This is a genomic window from Bacillus sp. AR8-1, assembly GCF_008042345.1.
Taxonomy (GTDB): domain Bacteria; phylum Bacillota; class Bacilli; order Bacillales; family Bacillaceae_G; genus Bacillus_A; species Bacillus_A cereus.
The window spans coordinates 255,544-276,616 of record NZ_QNUB01000009.1 but is presented as its reverse complement, the minus strand read 5'-3'; the positions used below and the strand labels follow the sequence as shown (position 1 = coordinate 276,616).

The window sequence follows — 21,073 nt, the reverse complement described above, 5'->3', positions numbered from 1 at the left end:
ATATGAAAATGGAAAGGAAAGGGCAGAAATATGGGAGAAAAAAATCAAGTATTAGCTAGACCACAAAGAAGAAAAAGGAAGTTTGATATTTCTAGCCCAGTGGGCATTATAGTAGGTTTCATCATAGTGATAGCGGCGATTATGCTTGGCGGCGGTGGAATAAAAGCTTTCAAAAACTTTTTAGATATTTCATCTATTTTAATTGTCATAGGGGGAACAACAGCGACAATTGTTGTGGCATATCGATTTGGAGAAATAAAAAAATATACGAAAAGTATTTTCACTGTTTTACATAGAAGAGAAGAAGATTTAGAACAGTTAACGGATTTGTTTGTTGATTTTTCGAAAAAGTCTAAAAAGAACGGCTTGCTTTCTTTAGAGGTTGATGGAGAGCAAGTAGACAATCCTTTTATTCAAAAAGGAATTCGATTAATGTTAAGCGGTTACGATGAAGATGAATTAAAAGAAGTGTTATTGAAAGATATTGAAACGGAAGTGTATGAGTTAAGAAAAGGAGCAGCATTATTAGATAAAATTGGTGATTTTGCTCCAGCTTGGGGAATGATTGGTACGTTAATCGGTCTTATCATTATGCTCCAAAACTTACAAGATACATCGCAAATTGGTACAGGGATGGCAGTTGCGATGTTAACGACATTATATGGGTCTGTACTTGCGAATATGATTGCAATCCCTCTGTCGGAAAAAGTATACCGTGGTATTGAAGATTTATATACAGAGAAGAAGTTTGTAATAGAAGCAATTTCAGAATTGTATCGCGGACAAATCCCTTCTAAATTAAAGTTGAAACTGGATACATACGTATACGAAACAAAGGTAAAAGGAGCAGCCTAATATTTCAAGGAGTGGTATGATGAGTAAAGGACCGCAAAAGGGATCGCCTCGTTGGATGACGACTTTTACAGATTTAACGATGTTATTATTAACTTTCTTTGTATTACTAGTTGCTACATCAAAGCAAGATGCAGTAAAATTGTCAAAGATGCTTGAAAAGTTTAGTGATACGGGGCAAGTAGATGCAAAAGTAATGAAAAATACAATACCAGATATTTCACATGAAAAAAATGATGAAAAAATGATCTCAAAAAAGAGAATGGATGAATTATATAAGAAGTTGAAAGCGTATGTAGATAATAACGGTATTAGTCAAGTGAATGTATATCGAGAGGATACAGGGGTAAGCGTCGTTATAGTAGATAATTTAATATTTGATACAGGCGATGCGAACGTTAAGCCCGAAGCGAAAGAGATAATAAGTCAATTAGTTGGATTTTTTCAATCCGTACCTAACCCAATTGTTGTAGAGGGACATACAGATAGTAGACCTATTCATAACGAGAAATTTCCTTCTAATTGGGAGTTATCTTCAGCACGAGCGGCAAATATGATTCACCATTTAATTGAAGTGTATAATGTGGATGATAAAAGGCTAGCTGCGGTAGGATATGCAGACACAAAGCCAATTGTACCAAATGATTCACCGCAAAACTGGGAAAAAAACCGTCGCGTTGTTATTTATATAAAAGAGTAGTATATTATTATTTTAATAATAAAATAATAAAAATACGAAAATTCTTTTAAAAAAATATTAAATTTTATCATTTTATTTTGTATAATGAGTGAGAATGATAAGGTGAAATATTAAGATATATTTATACATAGAAGGAGAGAATTAAAAAGAATGGCACATAAAATTTTAGTAGTAGACGATGCGATGTTTATGCGAACGATGATTAAAAACTTATTAAAAAGTAATGCTGAATTTGAAGTTATCGGCGAAGCAGAGAATGGGGTAGAAGCAATTCAAAAGTATAAAGAACTTCAACCTGATATTGTAACATTAGATATTACTATGCCAGAAATGGACGGGCTTGAAGCATTAAAAGAAATTATTAAAATTGATTCAAGTGCAAAGGTTGTTATTTGTTCTGCAATGGGACAACAAGGTATGGTATTAGATGCAATTAAGGGCGGGGCAAAAGACTTTATTGTAAAGCCATTCCAAGCGGATCGTGTAATTGAAGCTTTAACAAAAGTAGCAAATAGTTAATATAGAAGGGGTGCCACAAGGAATCAAAACAGTGATAGCGGATCGACGTGTGGCCCCCTTTTTTCTCATTATAAAACACTAAATTGTTATACATAAATGAAATGTTTGTTAGACAGGTAGGGGATAAAAATGCAAACAGATCTATTAAATATATTTTTCGAAGAGTCAGAAGAACATTTACAGTCGCTAAATGAAAATGTGCTAGTGTTAGAGCAAAATCCTGCTGATATGGATGTTGTAGGAGAAATATTCCGCTCCGCTCATACATTCAAAGGTATGTCTGCGAGTATGGAATTTACAGAGATGGCTGATTTAACGCATAAGATGGAAAATGTATTAGATGAAATTCGTCATGGAAATATAGTTGTAAATGCGGATATTATTGATGTGATTTTTGAGTGCATTGATAATTTGGAGAAGATGGTTGCAGATGTGCAACAAGGTGGAATGGGCAATATTGATGTAGTCTCAACTAAACAGAAATTAGAAGCATTATTGAACGGTAATGTAGAAACTTCTACGGAACATATAGAGCAAAATCATATAGACAACGATGATGCAGTTTCGCATGAAGTGCATATAACAGTTGAACAGCAAGCAATTTTAAAAGCAGTACGTGCCATTATGTGTATTGAAGCATTGCAGAATGTAGGGAATATACAAAAAACAGCTCCGAGTATTGAAGAAATTGAAGCAGATGCTTTCGGATTTGAATTTACGGTATTTATGGATACTGATTGTAGTATAGAAGAATTGAAACAAGTAGTACTTCATGTTTCTGAAATTGAGAAAGTGGAAGTAAAGCAAGGAGAACCTATATCGAGGGAAGTAGCTTCTAAAAAAGTCGTTACACAAGAAGTTGTGCAAGTAGAAGGAACGCTACAACCAGCTGTGGCTACGCAGGTAGAATCACCGATAGTGGCAACGAATCAACCTACAAGTGCTATGCCAGCTAAAAGTACTACAAAAACGAAAAATGCTAAAGTGGAGAATCGTTCAATTCGTGTTCAATTAGAGAAAATCGAAAGATTAATGAATATGTTTGAAGAAAGTGTAATTGAACGTGGGCGCATTGATGAATTGGCTGAAACGATTCAAAACAAGGAGTTAATTGAACATTTAAATCGATTAGGCGATATTTCAAAAGATATTCAAAACGTACTATTAAATATGCGTATGGTGCCGATTGAAACTGTGTTCAATCGTTTCCCACGTATGGTACGTATGTTAGCGAAAGATTTAGGGAAAAAAATCGATTTACAAATTACAGGTGAAGATACTGAAGTAGATAAAATTGTTATTGATGAAATCGGTGATCCGCTCGTTCATTTAATTCGAAATGCAATCGATCATGGTGTTGAAACTGTTGAAAAACGACGTGATGCAGGTAAAAATGAGACAGGTACTATTAAATTAGAAGCCTTTCATAGTGGAAATCATGTCGTTATTCAAATTACGGATGATGGAAACGGTATTAATAAAGGGAAAGTATTAGAAAAAGCGATTAAAAATGGCGTTGTAACTGAAGCAGATGCAAATAGATTAACAGATCGTGAAGTGTTTGATCTTATTTTCCAACCAGGATTTAGTACAGCTGAAGTTGTATCAGATCTTTCTGGACGCGGTGTCGGATTAGATGTTGTAAAACATACGATTCATAGTTTAGGTGGACATTTAATCATTGATTCTGAGGAAGGAAAGGGAAGTACATTTAGAATTGAACTTCCGTTAACGTTGTCTATTATTCAATCTATGCTTGTTCAAACGAATGATAAGCGTTATGCTTTACCTCTTGGAAATATCGTTGAAGCAATTCGAATTAAGAGAGAAGACATCCAATCCTTACAAGGAAAAGATGTGTTAAATTATCGTAATCAAATTATTGAAGTGAAACATTTAAGTACTGTATTTGGTGAAAAAACAGTAGATGAGGCGTTTGCGTCATATGATGGTCAAATGGTTCCTGTGTTAATTGTTCGTAATACACATCGCAGCTATGGACTTATTGTAAACACAATTATCGGTCAAAGAGAAATAGTCTTAAAGTCATTAGGTGACTTCTTTGCAGAGAGTTCTAACTATTTCTCTGGTGCGACGATTCTCGGTGATGGACGAGTGGTCCTCATTTTAAACCCAGAAGGTTTATAATAGGAATGAAGGAAAGCTCCCCACTTGTATACAATTGGGGAGCTTTTTGGCTAATCGTTACTAATCTAATAATGGGAATACATACATATTAACGTTTTATATAATAAGTTTGCTAAAATCAAATGAGAGTTTATATTATTTGATAGAAAAACAGAAATGAGGAGGCAGGGAAAATGCCTGAGCAACACACAAAAGGGGATACGAGCACGATTGTGCTAGAAAAAGAAAATGAGCATTTAACGCCTCAAGAATGCGATATTCTTGGCGAAATTGCAAATATATCATTTGGTTCAGCTTCGACTGTATTATCAACGATTTTAAATAGGCAAGTAAGCATTACTGCTCCTCGCATAGAGTTGGTAGATTTATATGATTCAAGAGATGTCGAAGTTCCACATGTTGTATTAAACATTCATTTTACAAAAGGATTAGATATGGAAAACCTTCTTGTTCTTAAACAAGATGTTGCATTGTCCATCGCTGATTTAATGATGATGGGAACAGGTGAAGTGGAGGATGGAAAAGAACTTGGTGAATTAGAACTAAGTGCTGTACAAGAAGCGATGAATCAAATGATGGGATTCGCAGCTACATCTATGTCGGAATTCTTCCAAGATACAGTAGATATGTCTCCGCCGACGATTAATGTTGTAAAGTTATCAGAAGAAATGGAGAAAATCTCTGAAATCGATGGGAATCATACGATTGTTAAAGTGTCGTTTGATTTAAAGATAGATAATCTTGTAAACTCTAAACTTGTACAAATTGTTTCAGTTGAGCATGCGAAACAAATGGTAAATAAATTAATGCAATTATCTGGTGGAGTAGAAGAAAAAGACGAGCCAGCAGAAGTAGTGGAAACTGAGATTGTAGAAGAAGTTGAAAAAGAGCATTTAACACAAGAAGAGAAAGATGTGCTTGGTGAAATTGCAAATATTTCAATTGGTTCCGCTTCAACAGTATTGTCAACGCTTTTAAATCAGCCAGTTACAATTAGTACACCAAATGTGGAAGCAATCAATGTTCGTCATTATGATGGAGTACCAGTGCCATTTGTTATTTTAAATGTTGACTTTGTTGAAGGGCTAAAGAATGAGAATGTATTCGTATTTACGAAAGATGTCGCCTTAACAATGGTAGATTTAATGATGATGGGAACAGGGGAAGTTGATCCGGAAAAAGAGCTTACTGAATTAGAACTGAGCGGTATTAAAGAAATTATGAACCAAATGATGGGTCACGCTGCTACGGCGATGTCAGAAATGTTCCAAGAAAAAATGGACATGACGCCGCCAAATGTTAAATTTGTAACGTTAAAAGAAGAAATGGAGTATTTGGGAGAATCAATGGAAGTGGACGAACTCGTTCAAATTACGTTCAATCTTGAAATTGGTGATCTGCTTCAATCGAAAATGTATCAAATTTTGCCAATTTCTGAAGCGAAAGAAATGGTAAGGCGACTTCTGTATCCAATGGTGGAAGAAGAAGAGATTGCCACAGAAGAAATTGAAGAAGAAAAAATTGTAGAACCAGTTGTGCAACCTATTGAATTTAAAGAAGTAAAACAAATGGAACCAGTATATATGGACACGTCCATTCTACAAAATGTAGAAATGAACGTGAAATTTGTATTTGGAAGTACAGTGAAAACGATTCAAGATATATTAAGTTTACAAGAAAATGAAGCAGTTGTACTAGATGAGGATATTGATGAACCAATTCGTATTTATGTAAATGATGTATTAGTGGCGTATGGTGAACTTGTAAATGTAGATGGATTTTTCGGAGTAAAAGTGACGAAATCACTATAAGGCATTGAAATAGGAGTTTGAACTAGTAGATGAAAAACGTAAAGTTTTTTCTAATGAGTTGGCTATGCATACATGTGTGCTTGTTCTTCCCCTTGCAAAGTCAGGCTGAGGAACAAATTGAGCCAGATCAAAAAATAAGTGAAGTGAATGTACAAGAAGAAAATAAGGAATCTCAAGAACCGCCAGAGCAAGTGGAAACGAAACAAGATGAAGAGAAACAAAAAGAAGAGAAACAAAAAGAAGCAGAACAACAAGAAGTAGCAAATAAACAATTGAGTGAAAGAAAGATAGAAACAGAACAGGGAATTATTACAGTAAATAAGCTGGAGCTTAAAGTTGGCGAAGAGGTGCGAATTGCTGTAGAACCGAATGGGAAAAACATTCAAAGTATGAAAGGTATATTGCAGTTACAAAAAAATGGCGAGCAATATGCGCAAGAAAGAATGTTATCTTTTGAGTATGATGAAGAAACGAAGAGCTGGGTTGCTAACTATAAAGCAGGGGATTTTGATTTGCAAGGTGATTGGAATCTTCAGCTCGTTCAAAGTTACAAAGAGAATGAGAAAGAAGAGCTCATAAAAAATGAAGTGAAAGTCCCGCTCATTCGTATTAAAAATGAAACGCCAACTATAGATAAAGAATTGCCAAAGTTACAGAAAGTTACTATTGATGAAGTAAAAGAGAACTTAGTTGAACGAAAACAGGGAGATTCTATACATATACGAGTAAAAGCGTCAGATATAGAATCGGTTGTAAAAGAAGTGCGCGTTACATTAAAAGGGAAAGAAAATAAAGAGCTTTCCTTTTTATTAGACTACAACAAGCATGATATGGATTGGCAAAAAGTATTTGAAATAACAGAAGCATTGCCGGCTGGGCCATACGAATTACTTGTAGAGATAATAGATGCAGCAGGTAATAAACTTGTTGAGGAAAGTGAATATACCATTTCTGTTTTGGTGCCAAAAAACGAAGATGATAAAAAGATAGAAGAGAAAGAAAAAGAAGAAAAATTAGATAATAAACTAGAAAATGAATTAGAAGATAAGAAAGAAAATGAGAAACAAGAAGATTCGAAAGTCAAAAACCCGCTTCCAGAAGAAAATTTGCCAGTTGTTCAAATTCCGAAGCAAGATGAGATAGTAAATAAGTTTATAAAAGAACCGTTGAAAGAGAAAGAGGAATTTACTTACGTTATAAAAGAGCCGTTCGAAGACAACAAGGAAGTACATAAGGGGAAGAACCAAAAAGAGAAAAATAACAAACAAGTTGCCTCTAAAAAGAAAGAACAAAAAGAAGAACCGAAAGACAAGAAAGAAGAAAAAGGTGAACAGGGAGTGCAAGCTTCTGATGTGTTTACTATCATGTCAGGTTTATTCGTACTGTTTTTAGTTTTAAAGAGTAATAAAGAATGGGGCTAATTATTTCATAGTAGTGGAGGCGCTTAAATGGAGATTAAACGTACGACAATTGAAGATAAGGCGTTACAACCATTAAAACAGCCTGCAGCTATTTCGGAGCATGAAATCCAGAAAGAACGAAAGCGTAGCAATTTAGTGTTTACTGGACAGTCTAAAATTATTTCGAAAAATAATGAAATAGGTATTTTACTTGCAAGTTTAAGTGATGGAAAGATTATGAAGGAAATGCTTTCTAAAGAGATGGATACAGTGTTACAACTTTTTAAAAAGTTACACACGTTATCTGGAGAAGGTAAGCAAACAGAAAAAATATTTGAACAAGTAATTAGAAGCCTACAAGGGCTTGTTAAGCAGGCGCATATAAAAGAACTTCCTTTGTTAGATGGAACATATGATTTCGCTGAAGTACAACTATCATTTGGTAGAAAAGTACATATTCCGTTACTAGATGTGAGTGCACTTATCTCTAGAGTGGAAAGTGATTCTTCAGAAGGAAATATAAATTTGATGGTAACGGTTATTACTGCTTATATAACGAAACTGTCTAACGAAACAATTTTAATTAGCGTTACAGACCGTATTGCTAAAGATCGGGATGTAAGTGTATGGAGAGCGCTTGCGGAAATGAACATGACACAATTGTCACAGGCGTTGAAACATACGGTGCAAGAACATAAATGGTCTATGACGTTTCTTTTTCTCTTTATATGGATTGTCGGTATTATTTTAATTCGAGTTATGTAAAAAGGTCGTCACTCCATTGTGACGACCTCTTTTATATTTTTTCGTAGAAGAATGTATCAAATCGCTGAAGATTGTAACGTTCGGGTGTTAAAATTTGTTCCGTACTACCAACAAATAGTACACCGCCTTTTCGTAAAGAACGACTAAATTTTTCATAAAGTTTTACTCTTGCTTCTTCTGTAAAATAAATCATTACGTTACGACAAATAATCAAATCATAATTTGTATCGAACGACTGCATTAAAAGGTCGTGCTGTTTGAACGTAACGTTTTGTTTAATGTTTTGATGCAATGAATATATATCATTCTCTTTTGTGAAATGACGTTCTTTCAAATCATTAGGTAATTCCTTCAGAGAACGTTCTGTATATTGACCGCGTTTTGCGGTTTCTAAAATATGAAAATCAAGATCTGTTGCTTGAATTTCAAAACGAAATGGAGCTAGATGCTTTGATAAAATTAAAGAGAGTGTGTACGGTTCTTCACCAGCAGCGCAAGCGGCACTCCATACCTTTAATTTTCCGCTATTTTGTTCGAGTAATTTTGGTAGTGCTTTCGACTCTAAAGTTTGCCAGCGTTCTTTATTTCTAAAAAACTCTGAAACGTTAATTGTAATATAGTCAATAAAATTTAAAAATAAATTTTGATCAGCGCGTAATTTGTTTAAAAAATTAGTGTAGTTTTCGAAGCCTTTTCTCGAAATGAAAGCATCGATTCTACGGCGCATTCTATCTTGTTTATAAGAAGCGATATCCATATTGAATTGTTGTTTAAAACTCGCGATAAAATGATCATAATCTTGTTCAATTATCATATTTACAATGGGCACAATAATAATATTGTGCCTCCCCCTTTACATCATACGAATTTTTTGTTCAAAGCTTTTTTTCATTTGCTTTTCATGTAATCCTGGTAAATCATAAATGACAGCATCAATACCTGCTTCTTTTGCAACATCGACAGGGATGACAGATGTATGTTTGTCCCCATTATAAAAACAGAGAACTAAATCAGTGTCTTCAATAATTTGTTTAACAAAAAACATATAATCTGATCGGTAAATGGAGTCAGAAGGATGATCAAAAGCAACATATTCGGCTCCGTGTTTTTTTAAGTAATCAACGACTTCTTGAAATTCATCTGTTATTGCTTGCAATGGTTGCAGTGTGTAAAGGCATAAATTTTGAGCGAGTCTTTCATTCTCAACGAAAAAACGAAGAACCTCATTTTCAATAGATTTATAACATAATATGTAAATTTTATGTTTGTGAGCATAGTCAGTTAAAAATTTTTTAATTTCTTCTTGATCTAATGCTGTTAATTGATTTGAACCACAAAGGAAAATATTCATAGAATTGTGCCACCTCATGCTAAATTGTAACATATCTTTTATAAAAAATAACTGCAAAATATTACTGTTCAGAGTATAATTATAAATAACTGGATTTTACGATTAAGTTTAGGAAGAAATAAAAAAATAAATAGGTGATATATATGCTACGTTCTATCTCACATAATCCAATTTTATCGCATATACCGCCTGCTACTCAAATGCCGAAAGAAGCAAATGTCAGGACAGGACTTGCATTTTCGGATAATTTGCATGCAGATCCGAAAAAAGATAAATTACTAGAACAAATGGAAGCGTTTGTCGATAATATTGGAGAAATTAAAGAGAAAATTGAAATGGAATTAACGCTTGATAATGTAATGGAATACAAAAATACAGTAAAATCATTTTTGAATTTTTACGTTGATAATGTATTGCAGTATAAAGATGTCATGTCTCGTCACCCGCGTTACGGATATTCACAGAAAATGACGATTGTGAAGCAGGCAGAAATGGGATTGAATGAATTAGAAGATGTGATGAATTTAATTAATACGAAAACAGGACATTTAGAAATGTTAAATCAAATTGGAGAAATCCATGGTTTAATTGTGAATTTAGTCTTGTAAAAGGAAGGAAGCTATATGTACATACAATTATATGAAAAACTCGTTATTATTCAAAAAGCGTATGAAAATATTCAAGCGCTTGGAGAGCAAATATATGAGAATTTAAAAAATAAAAATGTAAATGCAGTTCAAAAGTTGCAAGTAGAGCAATTGCAGTACATTGATGGTTTAAAAGGGTTATCAAGCTCATTTGAAGAAATGGTTGTTCAGTTCTGTAAAGAACAAGGAGTTGAATCGTTTCGTGTAAGTGCGTTATTTTCGTATTTTTCTCAAGAAGAAATTGAAAAAATGGAAGAATTACAAAAAAACGTAACTGAATTAGAAGAGAATGTAAAAATGATTCTTTTGAAAAATCAATATTACTTAAACGTACTATTAAAAACTACAGAAAGTATTGTGGATTCTGTTTCTGAATATAACTTAGAGCGAAACAATAATTCGCAAATCTTTATGAACGAACTATTGTAAAGGAGAAGTGAAGCTTTATGAGATTATCTGATTATAGTACACCGCTATCGGGTATGTTAGCGGCTCAAATGGGGTTACAAACAACGAAACAAAACTTGTCTAACATTCATACACCGGGGTATGTGCGTCAAATGGTGAATTACGGATCTGTTGGAGCAAGTAATGGTCATACGCCAGAACAGAGAATTGGTTACGGTGTACAAACGCTAGGTGTTGACCGTATTACTGATGAGGTAAAAACGAAGCAGTTTAATGATCAATTATCTCAGCTCTCTTACTATAACTACATGAATTCGACTTTATCACGTGTAGAGTCTATGGTTGGAACGACAGGAAAGAATTCATTATCTAGTTTAATGGACGGTTTCTTTAATGCCTTTCGTGAAGTAGCAAAAAATCCAGAGCAACCAAACTACTACGATACATTAATTTCTGAAACTGGGAAGTTCACAAGTCAAGTGAATCGTCTTGCGAAAAACTTAGATACAGTGGAAGCACAGACAGCAGAAGATATTGAAGCGCATGTTAATGAATTTAATCGTCTTGCTGCTAGTTTAGCAGAAGCGAATCATAAAATTGGACAAGCGGGTACACAAGTGCCGAATCAACTTTTAGACGAACGAGATCGCATCGTTACAGAGATGTCTAAGTATGCAAACATCGAAGTATCTTATGAATCTATGAATCCTAATATCGCGAGTGTTAGAATGAATGGTATTTTAACAGTAAATGGACAAGATACATATCCACTTCAATTAAATAAAGAGAAAGACCCAATGTCAGTTGAGATTTACGGTTCAGAAATCTCCGTAAATAGCGGGGCGATAAAATCAGCGATTGATACGAAAGCGAAGATAGTTGATTATAAAAAAAATCTTGAAGACTTAATGAGTTCGATGAAAAATCAAGTGAATACAGTGATGGGAAAAGATTTCTTCGTTGGAGATCATGCGAAAGATATGAAGTTAAATCCAGAATTCCAAAAAGATATTTCGAAAATGAAAATATCTGCTGAAACAGCAAATAAACTAGCAGCAGTTACAGAAGACGATTATAAAGAAGGTCTTTCTTATAAACAAGCATTAGATCAATTTATAGTTCGTGTTGCATCTGATAAAAGTGCAGTAAATGGTTATCAAAAAATTCATGGCGACTTACTAGAAGGTATTCAACAAGAAAAAATGAGCGTTGAAGGTGTAAATATGGAAGAGGAAATGGTAAATTTAATGGCCTTCCAAAAATATTTTGTCGCAAACTCTAAAGCTATTACTACGATGAATGAAGTGTTTGATAGTCTATTTTCGATTATTCGATAAGTGATAATAATTGATTGGAAATATATAAGGAGGAGATAGAAATGAGAGTATCTACATTTCAAAATGCAAACTGGGCAAAGAATCAGTTAATGGATTTGAATGTGCAACAACAATACCATAGAAACCAAGTAACTTCGGGGAAGAAAAACCTTCTTATGAGTGAAGATCCACTTGCAGCGAGTAAATCATTTGCGATTCAACATTCATTGGCGAATATTGAACAAATGCAAAAAGATTTAGCTGACTCAAAAAATGTATTAACACAAACTGAAAATACTTTACAAGGTATTTTTAAATCTTTAACGAGAGCAGATCAATTAACGGTACAGGCATTAAATGAGCCAAATGGTGAAAAAGAATTGAAAGCCATCGGTGCAGAGATTGATCAAATTTTAAAACAAGTTGTATATTTAGCGAATACGAAAGAGCAAGGCCGTTATATTTTCGGTGGTGATAGTGCAGAAAAGTCACCATTTACAGAAGATGGTACGTACCAGGGCGGAAAAAATGATGTGAACTGGCAACTAAATGATGGTTATGAATTAAAGGCATTTCGTAACGGAGAAGCATTATTATCACCGGTTATAAGAACGTTAAAACAGATGAGCGAAGCGATGCAAAAAGGTGACCAAAAAGCGTTACAACCGTTATTAGGAGAAAATAAGAAAAACTTAGATGGCATCATTAACCGTACAACTGAAGTTGGTTCAACAATGAACACAATGGAGACGTTTAAAACAATTTTAAGTGAGCAAAATTTAGCGCTTCAAGAAAACCGTAAAGAAATTGAGGATGTTGATTTAGCGGTCGCAATTTCTGACTTGGCATATATAAATGCAACGTATGAAGCGACGCTTAAAGCGGTTAGTACGATGAGTAAAACGAGTATTTTAGACTACATGTAATCTATAAGGAGTGAGAAAAATGGCAGGAACAACGATGACAGGTATTGGTGGTAGACAACAAATTTGGAACCTCGGAAATAATATGATCGATACTTCTAACTTCGTCGAATTAGAAATGAATGCTTTAGATATGAGAAAAACACCATATACGAAAGAAAAGAATGACCTTACAAATGATAAACTACTATATACAAGTTTAAAATCAGAATTTAGTTCTTTTACACAAACTTTTAAAAACTTAGCGGCTTTTAAAGGAAATGAGAAAAAAGTAACGACAACACAAGACGGTTATATTAATGTAAAAGCTGATGGTGGTGCGATTGCAGGAACTTTTAATATGACGATTACACAGCTTGCACAGCGTCATCAAATAGCTTCAAATGACATTAAAGATATAAATGCGAAGCTTCCTAAAGATGAAACATTAAAACTAGGTGGTAAAGAACTAAAAGTAACAACTGATATGACATATAAAGATTTAATTAATAAGATTAATGATGGAGATTATGGCGTATCAGCTTATACACTTGGAAATAAAATTTTCATGACCTCGAAAAAAGAAGGAACAGATGGAGTAATTAAGTTTGAGGGGAACACATCTACACTATTTCAAGATATTGGTTTAGCTAATGCGGATGGCGTAGCGCTTAATACAATCAATGAAGCGCAAAATGCTATGTATACTATTAATGGTATCAAAGGGGAAGGTTCTACTAATACAATTGAAGCTCTTCCTGGTGTGAAAATTGAATTGTTAAAGGTAACTGAGCCGAAAGTAGAAGGAGCGCCAGATGCTGGTACAACAGATCCAAAAGCAAAAGGTATAGATCTAAAATTTACAGTAAGTGATTCAAACGTAACAGATGCATCGAATGTTATTAAAAAAATGGTAGCTGATTATAATAAAGCTGTTTCTACAGTAGATATCTTTGCCGGAAAAGGTGGAGCTTTCCAAGGTCAAGCTATTATGCAAAGTGTACGTCAGGCAATGAACAATGTCGTAACATTTTCTCAAGATGGTAATTATTTATTCACATTCGGTATTCAATTAAAGCAAGATGGAACGATGGAAGTTAATGATGAAAAATTAACACAAGCATTAAAAGAAAAACCCGATGCAGCGAAGCAATTTTTCTTTAGTTCTAACGGTTTAGGAAAAATGATGGAAGAACCACTTGATAAACTATTCGGTGATAAAGGTGTAGTCGGCGAGAGAGTTAAAAATATTGACTCACGTGTAAGTGATTTAGATAAAAAGATTAAAGATATTGAGACGCAAAACTTGCAAAAGCAAGATGAAATTGTGAAGAAGTATCAAAAGCTAGAGAGTACATTAGCAGCGCTTGATAGCCAATTAAAAACAATTAAAGCAATGACAAAACAAAAAAGTGATGATTAATGAAAGTTGAGGAAGTGATCGTATGCAAGCATGGCAACGTTATATGCAAAATGATATTATGACGAGTAATCCGATTAAAAATACAATTTTTATTTATGAAAGATGTATTGTAGAGTTTCGTAATTTAGAAGAACTTTTACATACTTTTAAACTACAAGAAGGGGACGCACTTCTTGAAAAATTAGAACGTATTTTTGAAGAACTAAAGCTTCAATTAAATCCTGAAATTACGAAAGATTTATATGATAGTCTCTATGGTTTATATGATTGGATCAGCATTCAAATTCAAACGATGAAAGTAACGCGTGAAGCGAAAGATATTGATGCAATTGTGAAAGTGTTACAAGATTTAATAGACGGTTACCGCGGAGCACTTGAAAATGAACAATGATATTTATCGGACGTTTGTCAGCTGTTTTAATGAAATCGGTGAATTGCAAGTGTCAGACAGAGAGTTTGCTGAGAAGAGTGAGATGTTAAATCGCTGGATGATGACATTGGATGAAGAAACGCGTGCGCAAGTTGCGGCAGAAGTAAGCCCGTTCATTATTAAGGCCGCTCAGCATATTCGGGATAAGCAAAAGATTTTGGAAGAAATGATTATGACAAATGATGGGCGAATGAAGGCTAATTCATTTTACGGTAAATATTAATAATAACGTCTGGAAGCAGATCCCCCTTTTAAAAGGGGATCTATTCCTTCGTTTACATAAAGAAATCCGCTGATTGAGGTTTCATTTTATGACTGTGATGAAAAAATAATAGTAATCTAAATAATAGAAAAATGGACTTTAGTTTGTAGTTTATATATTGAAATGTTCTATAGATTACTATGTGTATACAGTTTTTTTGCATTCTTTTTTATATTTTTGTATTTTTCTAAAGACAATAATGAAAAAATGGAATAAAATATGTAAGGGTACATAATAGTAAATATTTTAATAAACGCATATAAGAAAATAAATAATGAAGTGAAACTTCTATCAGTGGATCATTACGTTAGAAAAGGAAGGGTGTGGAATATGCCAGATTTAGTGAGTGATGTAAGCCATTATATGAATTATTTAGTGACGAAACGAAATACTGTTTCTAGTAATATTGCAAATGCGAATACACCTGGCTATAAAGCACAAGATGTAACATTTGCTGAGCAGATGAATAAAAGTAGTGCATTATATAAAAACAATGCGGCTGATTTAAAGAGCAATCCAGATTTATATCAAACGAATGAAATGCACTTGCCGACAGTAAATACGAAAAATACATATGCAAAGATTCAAACAAAATCAATGCAAACGAATAAAGACGGAAATAGTGTGGATGTAACGACAGAAATGCTAGATTTAATGAAAACAAATCAGTTATACGGTATTTCAGTTAACGCAATTAATACACAATATGCAATTAACCAAGCGGCACGCGGACGTTAAAAGTAGAAGGAGAGACAACGGATGTTTCAGGCAATTAATGCAAGTGGCTCAGGGCTAACGACAGCGAGAAAGTGGATGGAAGTTACTTCTAACAATATTGTAAATGCAAATACGACGGCGGCTCCGGGGGCAGATTTATATGAGCGTCGTAGTGTGGTGCTAGAATCAAACAATAGTTTTGCAAGTATGCTAGATGGGGCTCCTACTAACGGAGTGAAGATAAAAAGTATTGAAGCAGACAAAACGGAAAATTTAGTGTATGATCCGACGCATCCGCACGCAAATGAAGAAGGATATGTACGTTATCCAAATATTGATGTAACTGCTGAAATGACGAATGTTATGGTTGCTCAAAAAATGTATGAAGCAAATACGAGTGTATTAAATGCAAATAAAAAAATGCTTGATAAAGATTTAGAAATCGGCCGAGGATAAGGGGGAAGATAGTAATATGAAAATCCAACCAATGTTAAATACACAACCATTTGGAGCAATTCAGTCAATTGGTGCATCGAAAACTTCTCAAACATCTGTAGTTGAGGGGAAAAAGTTTATTGATTTATTGGAAGATATGAATCAAACGCAAAACAATGCGCAAACAGCAGTATATGATTTACTAACTAAAGGGGTAGGAGAAACACATGACGTTTTAATTCAGCAAAAGAAAGCTGAGTCTCAAATGAAAACGGCTGCTCTCGTACGTGATAATCTTATTGAAAATTATAAGTCACTAATTAATATGCAAATTTAGGAAAGTGGACGGGTGTGTTTAAATGGAAAAGATGAAAAATGTTATCCAATCGTTAAAAACGTGGCATAAGTTAGTAATTGGTGCTGCGCTTTTAGCGATTGTAACAGGAGCACTTTTATACTTCACCTTGCCAGATAAATATGTTGTTGTATATCAAAATTTAAATGATACAGATAAACAAGAGATTACAGCAGAATTATCGAAGTTAGGTGTCGATTATCAATTAGCGGCCGATGGTTCGATTCGTGTGCAAAAGAATGATGCTCCATGGGTTCGAAAAGAAATGAATGGGATGGGCTTACCGTTTAATTCTAAAAGCGGTGAGGAAATTTTATTAGAAAGCTCGCTCGGTTCAAGTGAGCAAGATAAAAAAATGAAGCAAATTGTCGGTACGAAGAAGCAATTGGAGCAAGATATTGTAAGAAACTTTGCGACAGTTGAAACGGCAAATGTTCAAATTACATTGCCTGAAAAAGAGACAATTTTTGATGAAGAAAAAGCAAAAGGAACAGCGGCGATTACGGTTGGAGTGAAGCGTGGCCAATTGTTAACAGCTGATCAAGTTGCAGGTATACAGCAAATGATTAGTGCAGCAGTTCCTGGCGTGAAGGCAGAAGAAGTAAGCGTTATTGATAGTAAAAAAGGTGTTATCTCAAAAGGGACAGATGAAGCACATTCTAGTAGTTCTTCTTCTTATGAGAAAGAAGTAGAGATGCAGCATCAACTTGAAGGTAAATTAAAGCAAGATATTGATGCAACGTTAATGACGATGTTTAAACCGAATGAATATAAAGTGAATACGAAAGTATCTGTAAACTACGATGAAGTTACACGTCAGTCAGAAAAGTATGGTGATAAAGGTGTACTTCGTAGTAAACAAGAGCAAGAGGAAAGCTCTACTGCGCAAGAAGGGGCAGATACGAAGCAAGGTGCTGGTATTACAGCGAACGGTGAAGTGCCAAACTACGGTACGAACAATAATCAAAATGGTAAAGTTGTCTATGATAATAAAAATGGTAACAAAATCGAAAACTATGAAATAGATAAAACAGTTGAAACAATTAAGAAACACCCAGAATTAACGAAAACAAATGTTGTTGTATGGGTAGATAATGATACGTTAGTAAAACGTAGAATGGATATGACAACTTTTAAAGAAGCAATCGGAACAGCGGCAGGACTTCAAGCTGATCCGAACGGTAACTTTATAAATGGTCAAGTTAACGTTGTAACTGTTCAGTTCGATCAGCCGAAAGCCGAAAAAGAGAAAGAGCCAGAAAAAAGTGGTATGAACTGGTGGTTATTCGGTGGAATTACAGCTGGCTTATTAGCAATCGGTGGTCTAGTATGGTTCTTATTAGCAAGACGTAAGAGAAAGAAAGAAGAAGAGGAATATGAAGAATACTTAGCAGAAGAGGAAGTGGCTGCAAGTAATGAAAGTATCTTGGAAATTCCTGAAGAAAAAATAGTGCCAGAGCCAAAACCTGAACCAGAAGAACCGAAAGAACCAACGTTAGATGAACAAGTGCAGGATGCTACGAAAGAACATGTAGAAGGAACTGCAAAAGTAATTAAAAAATGGTTAAACGGACAGTAAGGGAGGAACAACGATGTTAGATGAAATCTCCTCCAAAGAAAAAGCTGCCATCCTTATTCGTACATTAGAAGAAGGGGTGGCAGCAAAAGTCATTGAATATATGACAGCTGAGGAAAAAGAAGTATTACTTCGTGAAATCGCAAAGTTTCGTGTATACAAACCAGAAACGTTAGAAAATGTACTAGGAGAGTTCTTATATGAACTAAATGTAAAAGAATTGAACTTAGTCACTCCAGATAAAGAATACATTCGTCGCATATTTAAAAACATGCCAGAAGACGAACTGGAAAAATTATTGGAAGATCTTTGGTATAACAAAGATAATCCATTTGAATTCTTAAATTCACTTACAGATTTAGAACCACTTCTTACAGTGCTTAATGATGAGTCACCACAAACAATTGCAATTATCGCTTCTTATATTAAACCGCAACTTGCGTCTCAATTAATTGAGAGATTGCCAGATCATAAACGAGTAGAGACGGTAATGGGTATTGCGAAGTTAGAACAAGTTGATGGTGAATTAATTAATCAAATTGGTGAGTTGTTAAAATCGAAATTAAATAATATGGCATTCAGTGCAATTAATAAAACTGATGGCTTGAAAACAATCGTAAACATTTTAAATAATGTTTCACGTGGTGTTGAAAAAACAGTCTTTCAAAAGCTGGATGAAGTCGATTATGAGTTATCTGAGAAAATTAAAGAAAATATGTTTGTCTTTGAAGACTTACTTGGTCTTGAAGATCTTGCGCTTCGCCGTGTATTAGAAGAAATTACAGATAACGGTGTTCTTGCGAAAGCACTTAAAATTGCAAAAGAAGAAATTAAAGAGAAACTATTTACATGTATGTCTTCAAACCGTAAAGAGATGATTCTAGAAGAATTAGATGGCTTAGGACCGCTTAAGATGACGGATGCTGAAAAAGCACAGCAAACGATCACTGGTACAGTGAAAAAGCTAGAGAAAGAAGGAAGAATTATCGTTCAAAGAGGTGAAGAGGATGTCCTTATTTAAAAACAGAATTCCGAAGAATTCTGTTTCTTTTTCTGAAGAAACGTATGAATTACAATTTCCAAAACCAGCTTCAGTTCAAATAGAAGAGGAAGAATTACAAGCTGATCATGCAGAACTTCGCGCCCAGCAAGAATCATTACATATGGAAATGAATCAGCTAAGGCAAGAGAAGCAAATGCTAGAACGAGAGCAGCAGCAGTTATTACAAGATAAAGAACAATTTCAAATGCATATTCATGAACAAATGGAACAGATGGAAGCAGCGCGTGTGCAGTTTCAAAAAGAACAACAAGAAACAGCATATGAATGGACAGAGTTATTATGGGATCAATCTTTTCATCTAGCAGAAAAAATCGTGAATCAAGCGGTAGATTCACGATCGCTTGATGTGTTACCTATTTTAACTGGAATCGTGCAAACATTGCCAACTTCGTTTGAAAAATTAATCATTACAGTACATCCAGAAACGTTTGAACGTATTCAAGAAGAGAAGGAGAATACGAAAGAATATTGGTTACTACAATTAGTAGAATGGAAATATGATTTCTCCCTGCAGTTTGGTGAATTTGTTCTGGAAGAAGAGAAAGAGTTCTTTGAATTTAAATTTGCACCTATATTTGCGAAACTTCGTCAGAAATGGGAAGAAGAGAAGTTATTTGAGGAGCAAAATGTATGAGCCGCCTGTTAATGAATGAGAACGAAAAATGGAATAAGTTCATTGAAACACCACTGTATACGAAAGTAGGCAAAGTTCATAGTGTACAAGAACAGTTTTTCGTAGCAAAAGGGCCGAAAGCGAAGATCGGAGATGTTTGCTTCGTTGGAGAACATAATGTCTTATGTGAAGTGATTGCCATTGAAAAAGAAAATAATATGCTACTTCCATTTGAACAGACAGAAAAAGTATGTTATGGAGATTCAGTGACTTTAATTTCAGAAGATGTTGTTGTACCACGTGGTAATCACTTACTCGGAAAAGTGTTAAGTGCAAATGGTGAAGTGTTAAATGAGGAAGTTGAAAACATTCCATTACAGAAAATAAAACTAGATGCACCGCCTATACATGCATTTGAACGTGAAGAGATTACCGATGTATTTGAAACAGGAATAAAATCAATTGATTCTATGCTAACAATTGGTATCGGTCAAAAGATTGGTATTTTTGCTGGGTCAGGTGTTGGTAAATCTACTTTACTTGGAATGATAGCAAAAAATGCAAAAGCTGATATAAACGTTATTAGTTTAGTAGGAGAACGTGGCCGGGAAGTAAAAGACTTTATTCGAAAAGAGTTAGGCGAGGAAGGTATGCAAAAAAGCGTCGTTGTTGTAGCGACGTCAGATGAAAGTCATCTTATGCAACTTCGTGCAGCGAAACTCGCAACGTCTATTGCTGAATACTTCCGTGATCAAGGCAATAATGTATTACTTATGATGGACTCTGTTACTCGTTTTGCCGATGCACGAAGAAGTGTTGATATTGCTGTTAAAGAGTTACCGATTGGTGGTAAAACACTGTTAATGGAAAGTTATATGAAGAAGTTGTTAGAGCGGTCTGGGAAAACACAAAAGGGATCTATAACAGGTATTTATACGGTGCTTGTTGATGGGGATGATTTAAATGGTCCTGTACCAGATTTAGCACGTGGTATTTTAGATGGACATATTGTATTAAAGCGTGAGCTTGCAACGCTTAGTCATTATCCTGCAATTTCAGTATTAGATTCAGTAAGTAGGATTATGGAAGAAATCGTGTCGCCACATCATTGGCAACTTGCAAATGAAATGAGGAAAATTTTATCAATTTATAAAGAAAATGAATTGTATTTTAAGTTAGGAACGATTCAAGAAAATGAAGAAAATGCTTATATTTTTGAATGTAAAAATAAAGTAGAAGGTATAAATACATTTTTAAAGCAAGGTCGATCGGATAGTTTCCAATTTGATGATATCGTTGAAGCGATACACCATATAGTATAAGGCCTCTGCCCAAGAGGTCTTATTTTTTTGTTTTTTAATATTTCACAGATTTTTTTGG

Annotated in this window: 23 protein-coding genes; 21 read left to right on the top strand and 2 right to left on the bottom strand. The window is 34.4% G+C overall.

The window, feature by feature from the left end; genetic code table 11:
* The first annotated feature begins 30 nt into the window (after positions 1–30).
* The 7 genes from DN400_RS06880 to DN400_RS06850 all read left to right on the top strand — a co-directional run bounded on the left by DN400_RS06880 (position 31) and on the right by DN400_RS06850 (position 8,195).
* Complete coding sequence (locus DN400_RS06880) at positions 31–855, top strand: MotA/TolQ/ExbB proton channel family protein (protein WP_016513062.1); 825 nt, start codon at positions 31–33, stop codon at positions 853–855.
* Positions 856–874: 19 nt separating this feature from the next.
* Positions 875–1,552 (top strand): OmpA family protein, encoded by a 678-nt coding sequence (locus DN400_RS06875; RefSeq protein ID WP_147801589.1) that lies wholly within the window; start codon positions 875–877, stop codon positions 1,550–1,552.
* 150 nt (positions 1,553–1,702) lie between these two features.
* A complete protein-coding gene (locus tag DN400_RS06870) occupies positions 1,703–2,071 on the top strand; it encodes a response regulator (RefSeq protein WP_000940568.1) in 369 nt (122 codons plus the stop codon).
* 129 nt (positions 2,072–2,200) lie between these two features.
* Positions 2,201–4,219, top strand: coding sequence for a chemotaxis protein CheA (locus tag DN400_RS06865; protein ID WP_065228566.1), 2,019 nt, complete (start codon positions 2,201–2,203; stop codon positions 4,217–4,219).
* Positions 4,220–4,392: 173 nt separating this feature from the next.
* Positions 4,393–6,030, top strand: a complete 1,638-nt coding sequence (locus DN400_RS06860; RefSeq protein WP_001115016.1) for a flagellar motor switch protein — start codon at positions 4,393–4,395, stop codon at positions 6,028–6,030.
* A 29-nt stretch (positions 6,031–6,059) separates the two neighbouring features.
* On the top strand, positions 6,060–7,451 hold the full coding sequence (locus tag DN400_RS06855) for a hypothetical protein (RefSeq protein WP_063546964.1): 1,392 nt from the start codon (positions 6,060–6,062) through the stop codon (positions 7,449–7,451).
* A gap of 27 nt (positions 7,452–7,478) precedes the next feature.
* Complete coding sequence (locus DN400_RS06850) at positions 7,479–8,195, top strand: hypothetical protein (RefSeq protein ID WP_016082186.1); 717 nt, start codon at positions 7,479–7,481, stop codon at positions 8,193–8,195.
* A gap of 31 nt (positions 8,196–8,226) precedes the next feature.
* Here DN400_RS06850 and cheR read toward each other — a convergent pair whose 3' ends face one another.
* Together cheR and DN400_RS06840 are read right to left on the bottom strand one after the other, a co-directional pair.
* Positions 8,227–9,009, bottom strand: coding sequence for a protein-glutamate O-methyltransferase CheR (cheR, locus tag DN400_RS06845; RefSeq protein WP_000582875.1), 783 nt, complete (start codon positions 9,007–9,009; stop codon positions 8,227–8,229).
* Positions 9,010–9,048: 39 nt separating this feature from the next.
* Positions 9,049–9,546, bottom strand: a complete 498-nt coding sequence (locus DN400_RS06840) for a flagellar motor switch protein FliG (protein WP_001020110.1) — start codon at positions 9,544–9,546, stop codon at positions 9,049–9,051.
* A gap of 143 nt (positions 9,547–9,689) precedes the next feature.
* Between DN400_RS06840 and DN400_RS06835 the strand changes: the two genes are divergently transcribed.
* The 14 genes from DN400_RS06835 (at position 9,690) to DN400_RS06770 (ending at position 21,015) form a co-directional block, all read left to right on the top strand.
* A complete protein-coding gene (locus tag DN400_RS06835) occupies positions 9,690–10,154 on the top strand; it encodes a YaaR family protein (protein WP_000946323.1) in 465 nt (154 codons plus the stop codon).
* A 15-nt stretch (positions 10,155–10,169) separates the two neighbouring features.
* Positions 10,170–10,622 (top strand): hypothetical protein, encoded by a 453-nt coding sequence (locus DN400_RS06830; RefSeq protein ID WP_000275878.1) that lies wholly within the window; start codon positions 10,170–10,172, stop codon positions 10,620–10,622.
* A 17-nt stretch (positions 10,623–10,639) separates the two neighbouring features.
* Entirely contained in the window at positions 10,640–11,938 is a 1,299-nt protein-coding gene (flgK, locus tag DN400_RS06825; protein WP_147801588.1) for a flagellar hook-associated protein FlgK, read from the top strand.
* A 41-nt stretch (positions 11,939–11,979) separates the two neighbouring features.
* The gene (locus DN400_RS06820; protein WP_147801587.1) at positions 11,980–12,843 is read left to right on the top strand and encodes a flagellar hook-associated protein 3; all 864 of its coding nucleotides are present in this window, start codon (positions 11,980–11,982) and stop codon (positions 12,841–12,843) included.
* Between the two features lie 19 nt (positions 12,844–12,862).
* A complete protein-coding gene (locus DN400_RS06815) occupies positions 12,863–14,242 on the top strand; it encodes a flagellar hook-associated protein 2 (RefSeq protein ID WP_000929290.1) in 1,380 nt (459 codons plus the stop codon).
* Positions 14,243–14,264: 22 nt separating this feature from the next.
* Positions 14,265–14,633: a flagellar export chaperone FliS gene (locus tag DN400_RS06810; RefSeq protein WP_001149516.1), complete on the top strand. Its 369-nt coding sequence runs from the start codon at positions 14,265–14,267 to the stop codon at positions 14,631–14,633.
* Positions 14,623–14,895: a hypothetical protein gene (locus DN400_RS06805; protein ID WP_001058088.1), complete on the top strand. Its 273-nt coding sequence runs from the start codon at positions 14,623–14,625 to the stop codon at positions 14,893–14,895. Before DN400_RS06810 ends, DN400_RS06805 begins: the two co-directional genes overlap by 11 nt.
* 318 nt (positions 14,896–15,213) lie before the next feature.
* The gene (flgB, locus tag DN400_RS06800) at positions 15,214–15,672 is read left to right on the top strand and encodes a flagellar basal body rod protein FlgB (RefSeq protein WP_074789290.1); all 459 of its coding nucleotides are present in this window, start codon (positions 15,214–15,216) and stop codon (positions 15,670–15,672) included.
* A 21-nt stretch (positions 15,673–15,693) separates the two neighbouring features.
* Positions 15,694–16,107: a flagellar basal body rod protein FlgC gene (gene flgC, locus DN400_RS06795; protein WP_000484680.1), complete on the top strand. Its 414-nt coding sequence runs from the start codon at positions 15,694–15,696 to the stop codon at positions 16,105–16,107.
* Positions 16,108–16,123: 16 nt separating this feature from the next.
* Positions 16,124–16,423, top strand: a complete 300-nt coding sequence (fliE, locus tag DN400_RS06790) for a flagellar hook-basal body complex protein FliE (protein WP_000701684.1) — start codon at positions 16,124–16,126, stop codon at positions 16,421–16,423.
* A gap of 22 nt (positions 16,424–16,445) precedes the next feature.
* Positions 16,446–18,020, top strand: coding sequence for a flagellar M-ring protein FliF C-terminal domain-containing protein (locus tag DN400_RS06785; protein ID WP_097997232.1), 1,575 nt, complete (start codon positions 16,446–16,448; stop codon positions 18,018–18,020).
* 13 nt (positions 18,021–18,033) lie between these two features.
* On the top strand, positions 18,034–19,038 hold the full coding sequence (gene fliG / locus DN400_RS06780) for a flagellar motor switch protein FliG (RefSeq protein ID WP_000883364.1): 1,005 nt from the start codon (positions 18,034–18,036) through the stop codon (positions 19,036–19,038).
* A complete protein-coding gene (locus DN400_RS06775; RefSeq protein WP_000051688.1) occupies positions 19,025–19,714 on the top strand; it encodes a FliH/SctL family protein in 690 nt (229 codons plus the stop codon). Before fliG ends, DN400_RS06775 begins: the two co-directional genes overlap by 14 nt.
* Positions 19,711–21,015, top strand: coding sequence for a flagellar protein export ATPase FliI (locus DN400_RS06770; RefSeq protein ID WP_097997233.1), 1,305 nt, complete (start codon positions 19,711–19,713; stop codon positions 21,013–21,015). Before DN400_RS06775 ends, DN400_RS06770 begins: the two co-directional genes overlap by 4 nt.
* Positions 21,016–21,073: the final 58 nt, after the last annotated feature.

Excerpts from the sequence above, each read along its gene's own strand:
- cheR (WP_000582875.1), bottom strand. The coding sequence starts at position 9,009 with ATGATAATTGAACAAGATTATGATCATTTTATCGCGAGTTTTAAACAA.
- DN400_RS06775 (WP_000051688.1), top strand. The coding sequence starts at position 19,025 with ATGTCCTTATTTAAAAACAGAATTCCGAAGAATTCTGTTTCTTTTTCT.
- DN400_RS06770 (WP_097997233.1), top strand. The coding sequence starts at position 19,711 with ATGAGCCGCCTGTTAATGAATGAGAACGAAAAATGGAATAAGTTCATT.
- DN400_RS06840 (WP_001020110.1), bottom strand. The coding sequence starts at position 9,546 with ATGAATATTTTCCTTTGTGGTTCAAATCAATTAACAGCATTAGATCAA.
- DN400_RS06810 (WP_001149516.1), top strand. The coding sequence starts at position 14,265 with ATGCAAGCATGGCAACGTTATATGCAAAATGATATTATGACGAGTAAT.
- DN400_RS06875 (WP_147801589.1), top strand. The coding sequence starts at position 875 with ATGAGTAAAGGACCGCAAAAGGGATCGCCTCGTTGGATGACGACTTTT.
- DN400_RS06805 (WP_001058088.1), top strand. The coding sequence starts at position 14,623 with ATGAACAATGATATTTATCGGACGTTTGTCAGCTGTTTTAATGAAATC.
- DN400_RS06880 (WP_016513062.1), top strand. The coding sequence starts at position 31 with ATGGGAGAAAAAAATCAAGTATTAGCTAGACCACAAAGAAGAAAAAGG.
- flgK (WP_147801588.1), top strand. The coding sequence starts at position 10,640 with ATGAGATTATCTGATTATAGTACACCGCTATCGGGTATGTTAGCGGCT.
- DN400_RS06785 (WP_097997232.1), top strand. The coding sequence starts at position 16,446 with ATGGAAAAGATGAAAAATGTTATCCAATCGTTAAAAACGTGGCATAAG.
- DN400_RS06820 (WP_147801587.1), top strand. The coding sequence starts at position 11,980 with ATGAGAGTATCTACATTTCAAAATGCAAACTGGGCAAAGAATCAGTTA.
- DN400_RS06860 (WP_001115016.1), top strand. The coding sequence starts at position 4,393 with ATGCCTGAGCAACACACAAAAGGGGATACGAGCACGATTGTGCTAGAA.
- DN400_RS06835 (WP_000946323.1), top strand. The coding sequence starts at position 9,690 with ATGCTACGTTCTATCTCACATAATCCAATTTTATCGCATATACCGCCT.
- fliE (WP_000701684.1), top strand. The coding sequence starts at position 16,124 with ATGAAAATCCAACCAATGTTAAATACACAACCATTTGGAGCAATTCAG.
- DN400_RS06855 (WP_063546964.1), top strand. The coding sequence starts at position 6,060 with ATGAAAAACGTAAAGTTTTTTCTAATGAGTTGGCTATGCATACATGTG.
- DN400_RS06850 (WP_016082186.1), top strand. The coding sequence starts at position 7,479 with ATGGAGATTAAACGTACGACAATTGAAGATAAGGCGTTACAACCATTA.
- flgC (WP_000484680.1), top strand. The coding sequence starts at position 15,694 with ATGTTTCAGGCAATTAATGCAAGTGGCTCAGGGCTAACGACAGCGAGA.
- DN400_RS06870 (WP_000940568.1), top strand. The coding sequence starts at position 1,703 with ATGGCACATAAAATTTTAGTAGTAGACGATGCGATGTTTATGCGAACG.
- DN400_RS06815 (WP_000929290.1), top strand. The coding sequence starts at position 12,863 with ATGGCAGGAACAACGATGACAGGTATTGGTGGTAGACAACAAATTTGG.
- fliG (WP_000883364.1), top strand. The coding sequence starts at position 18,034 with ATGTTAGATGAAATCTCCTCCAAAGAAAAAGCTGCCATCCTTATTCGT.
- DN400_RS06865 (WP_065228566.1), top strand. The coding sequence starts at position 2,201 with ATGCAAACAGATCTATTAAATATATTTTTCGAAGAGTCAGAAGAACAT.
- DN400_RS06830 (WP_000275878.1), top strand. The coding sequence starts at position 10,170 with ATGTACATACAATTATATGAAAAACTCGTTATTATTCAAAAAGCGTAT.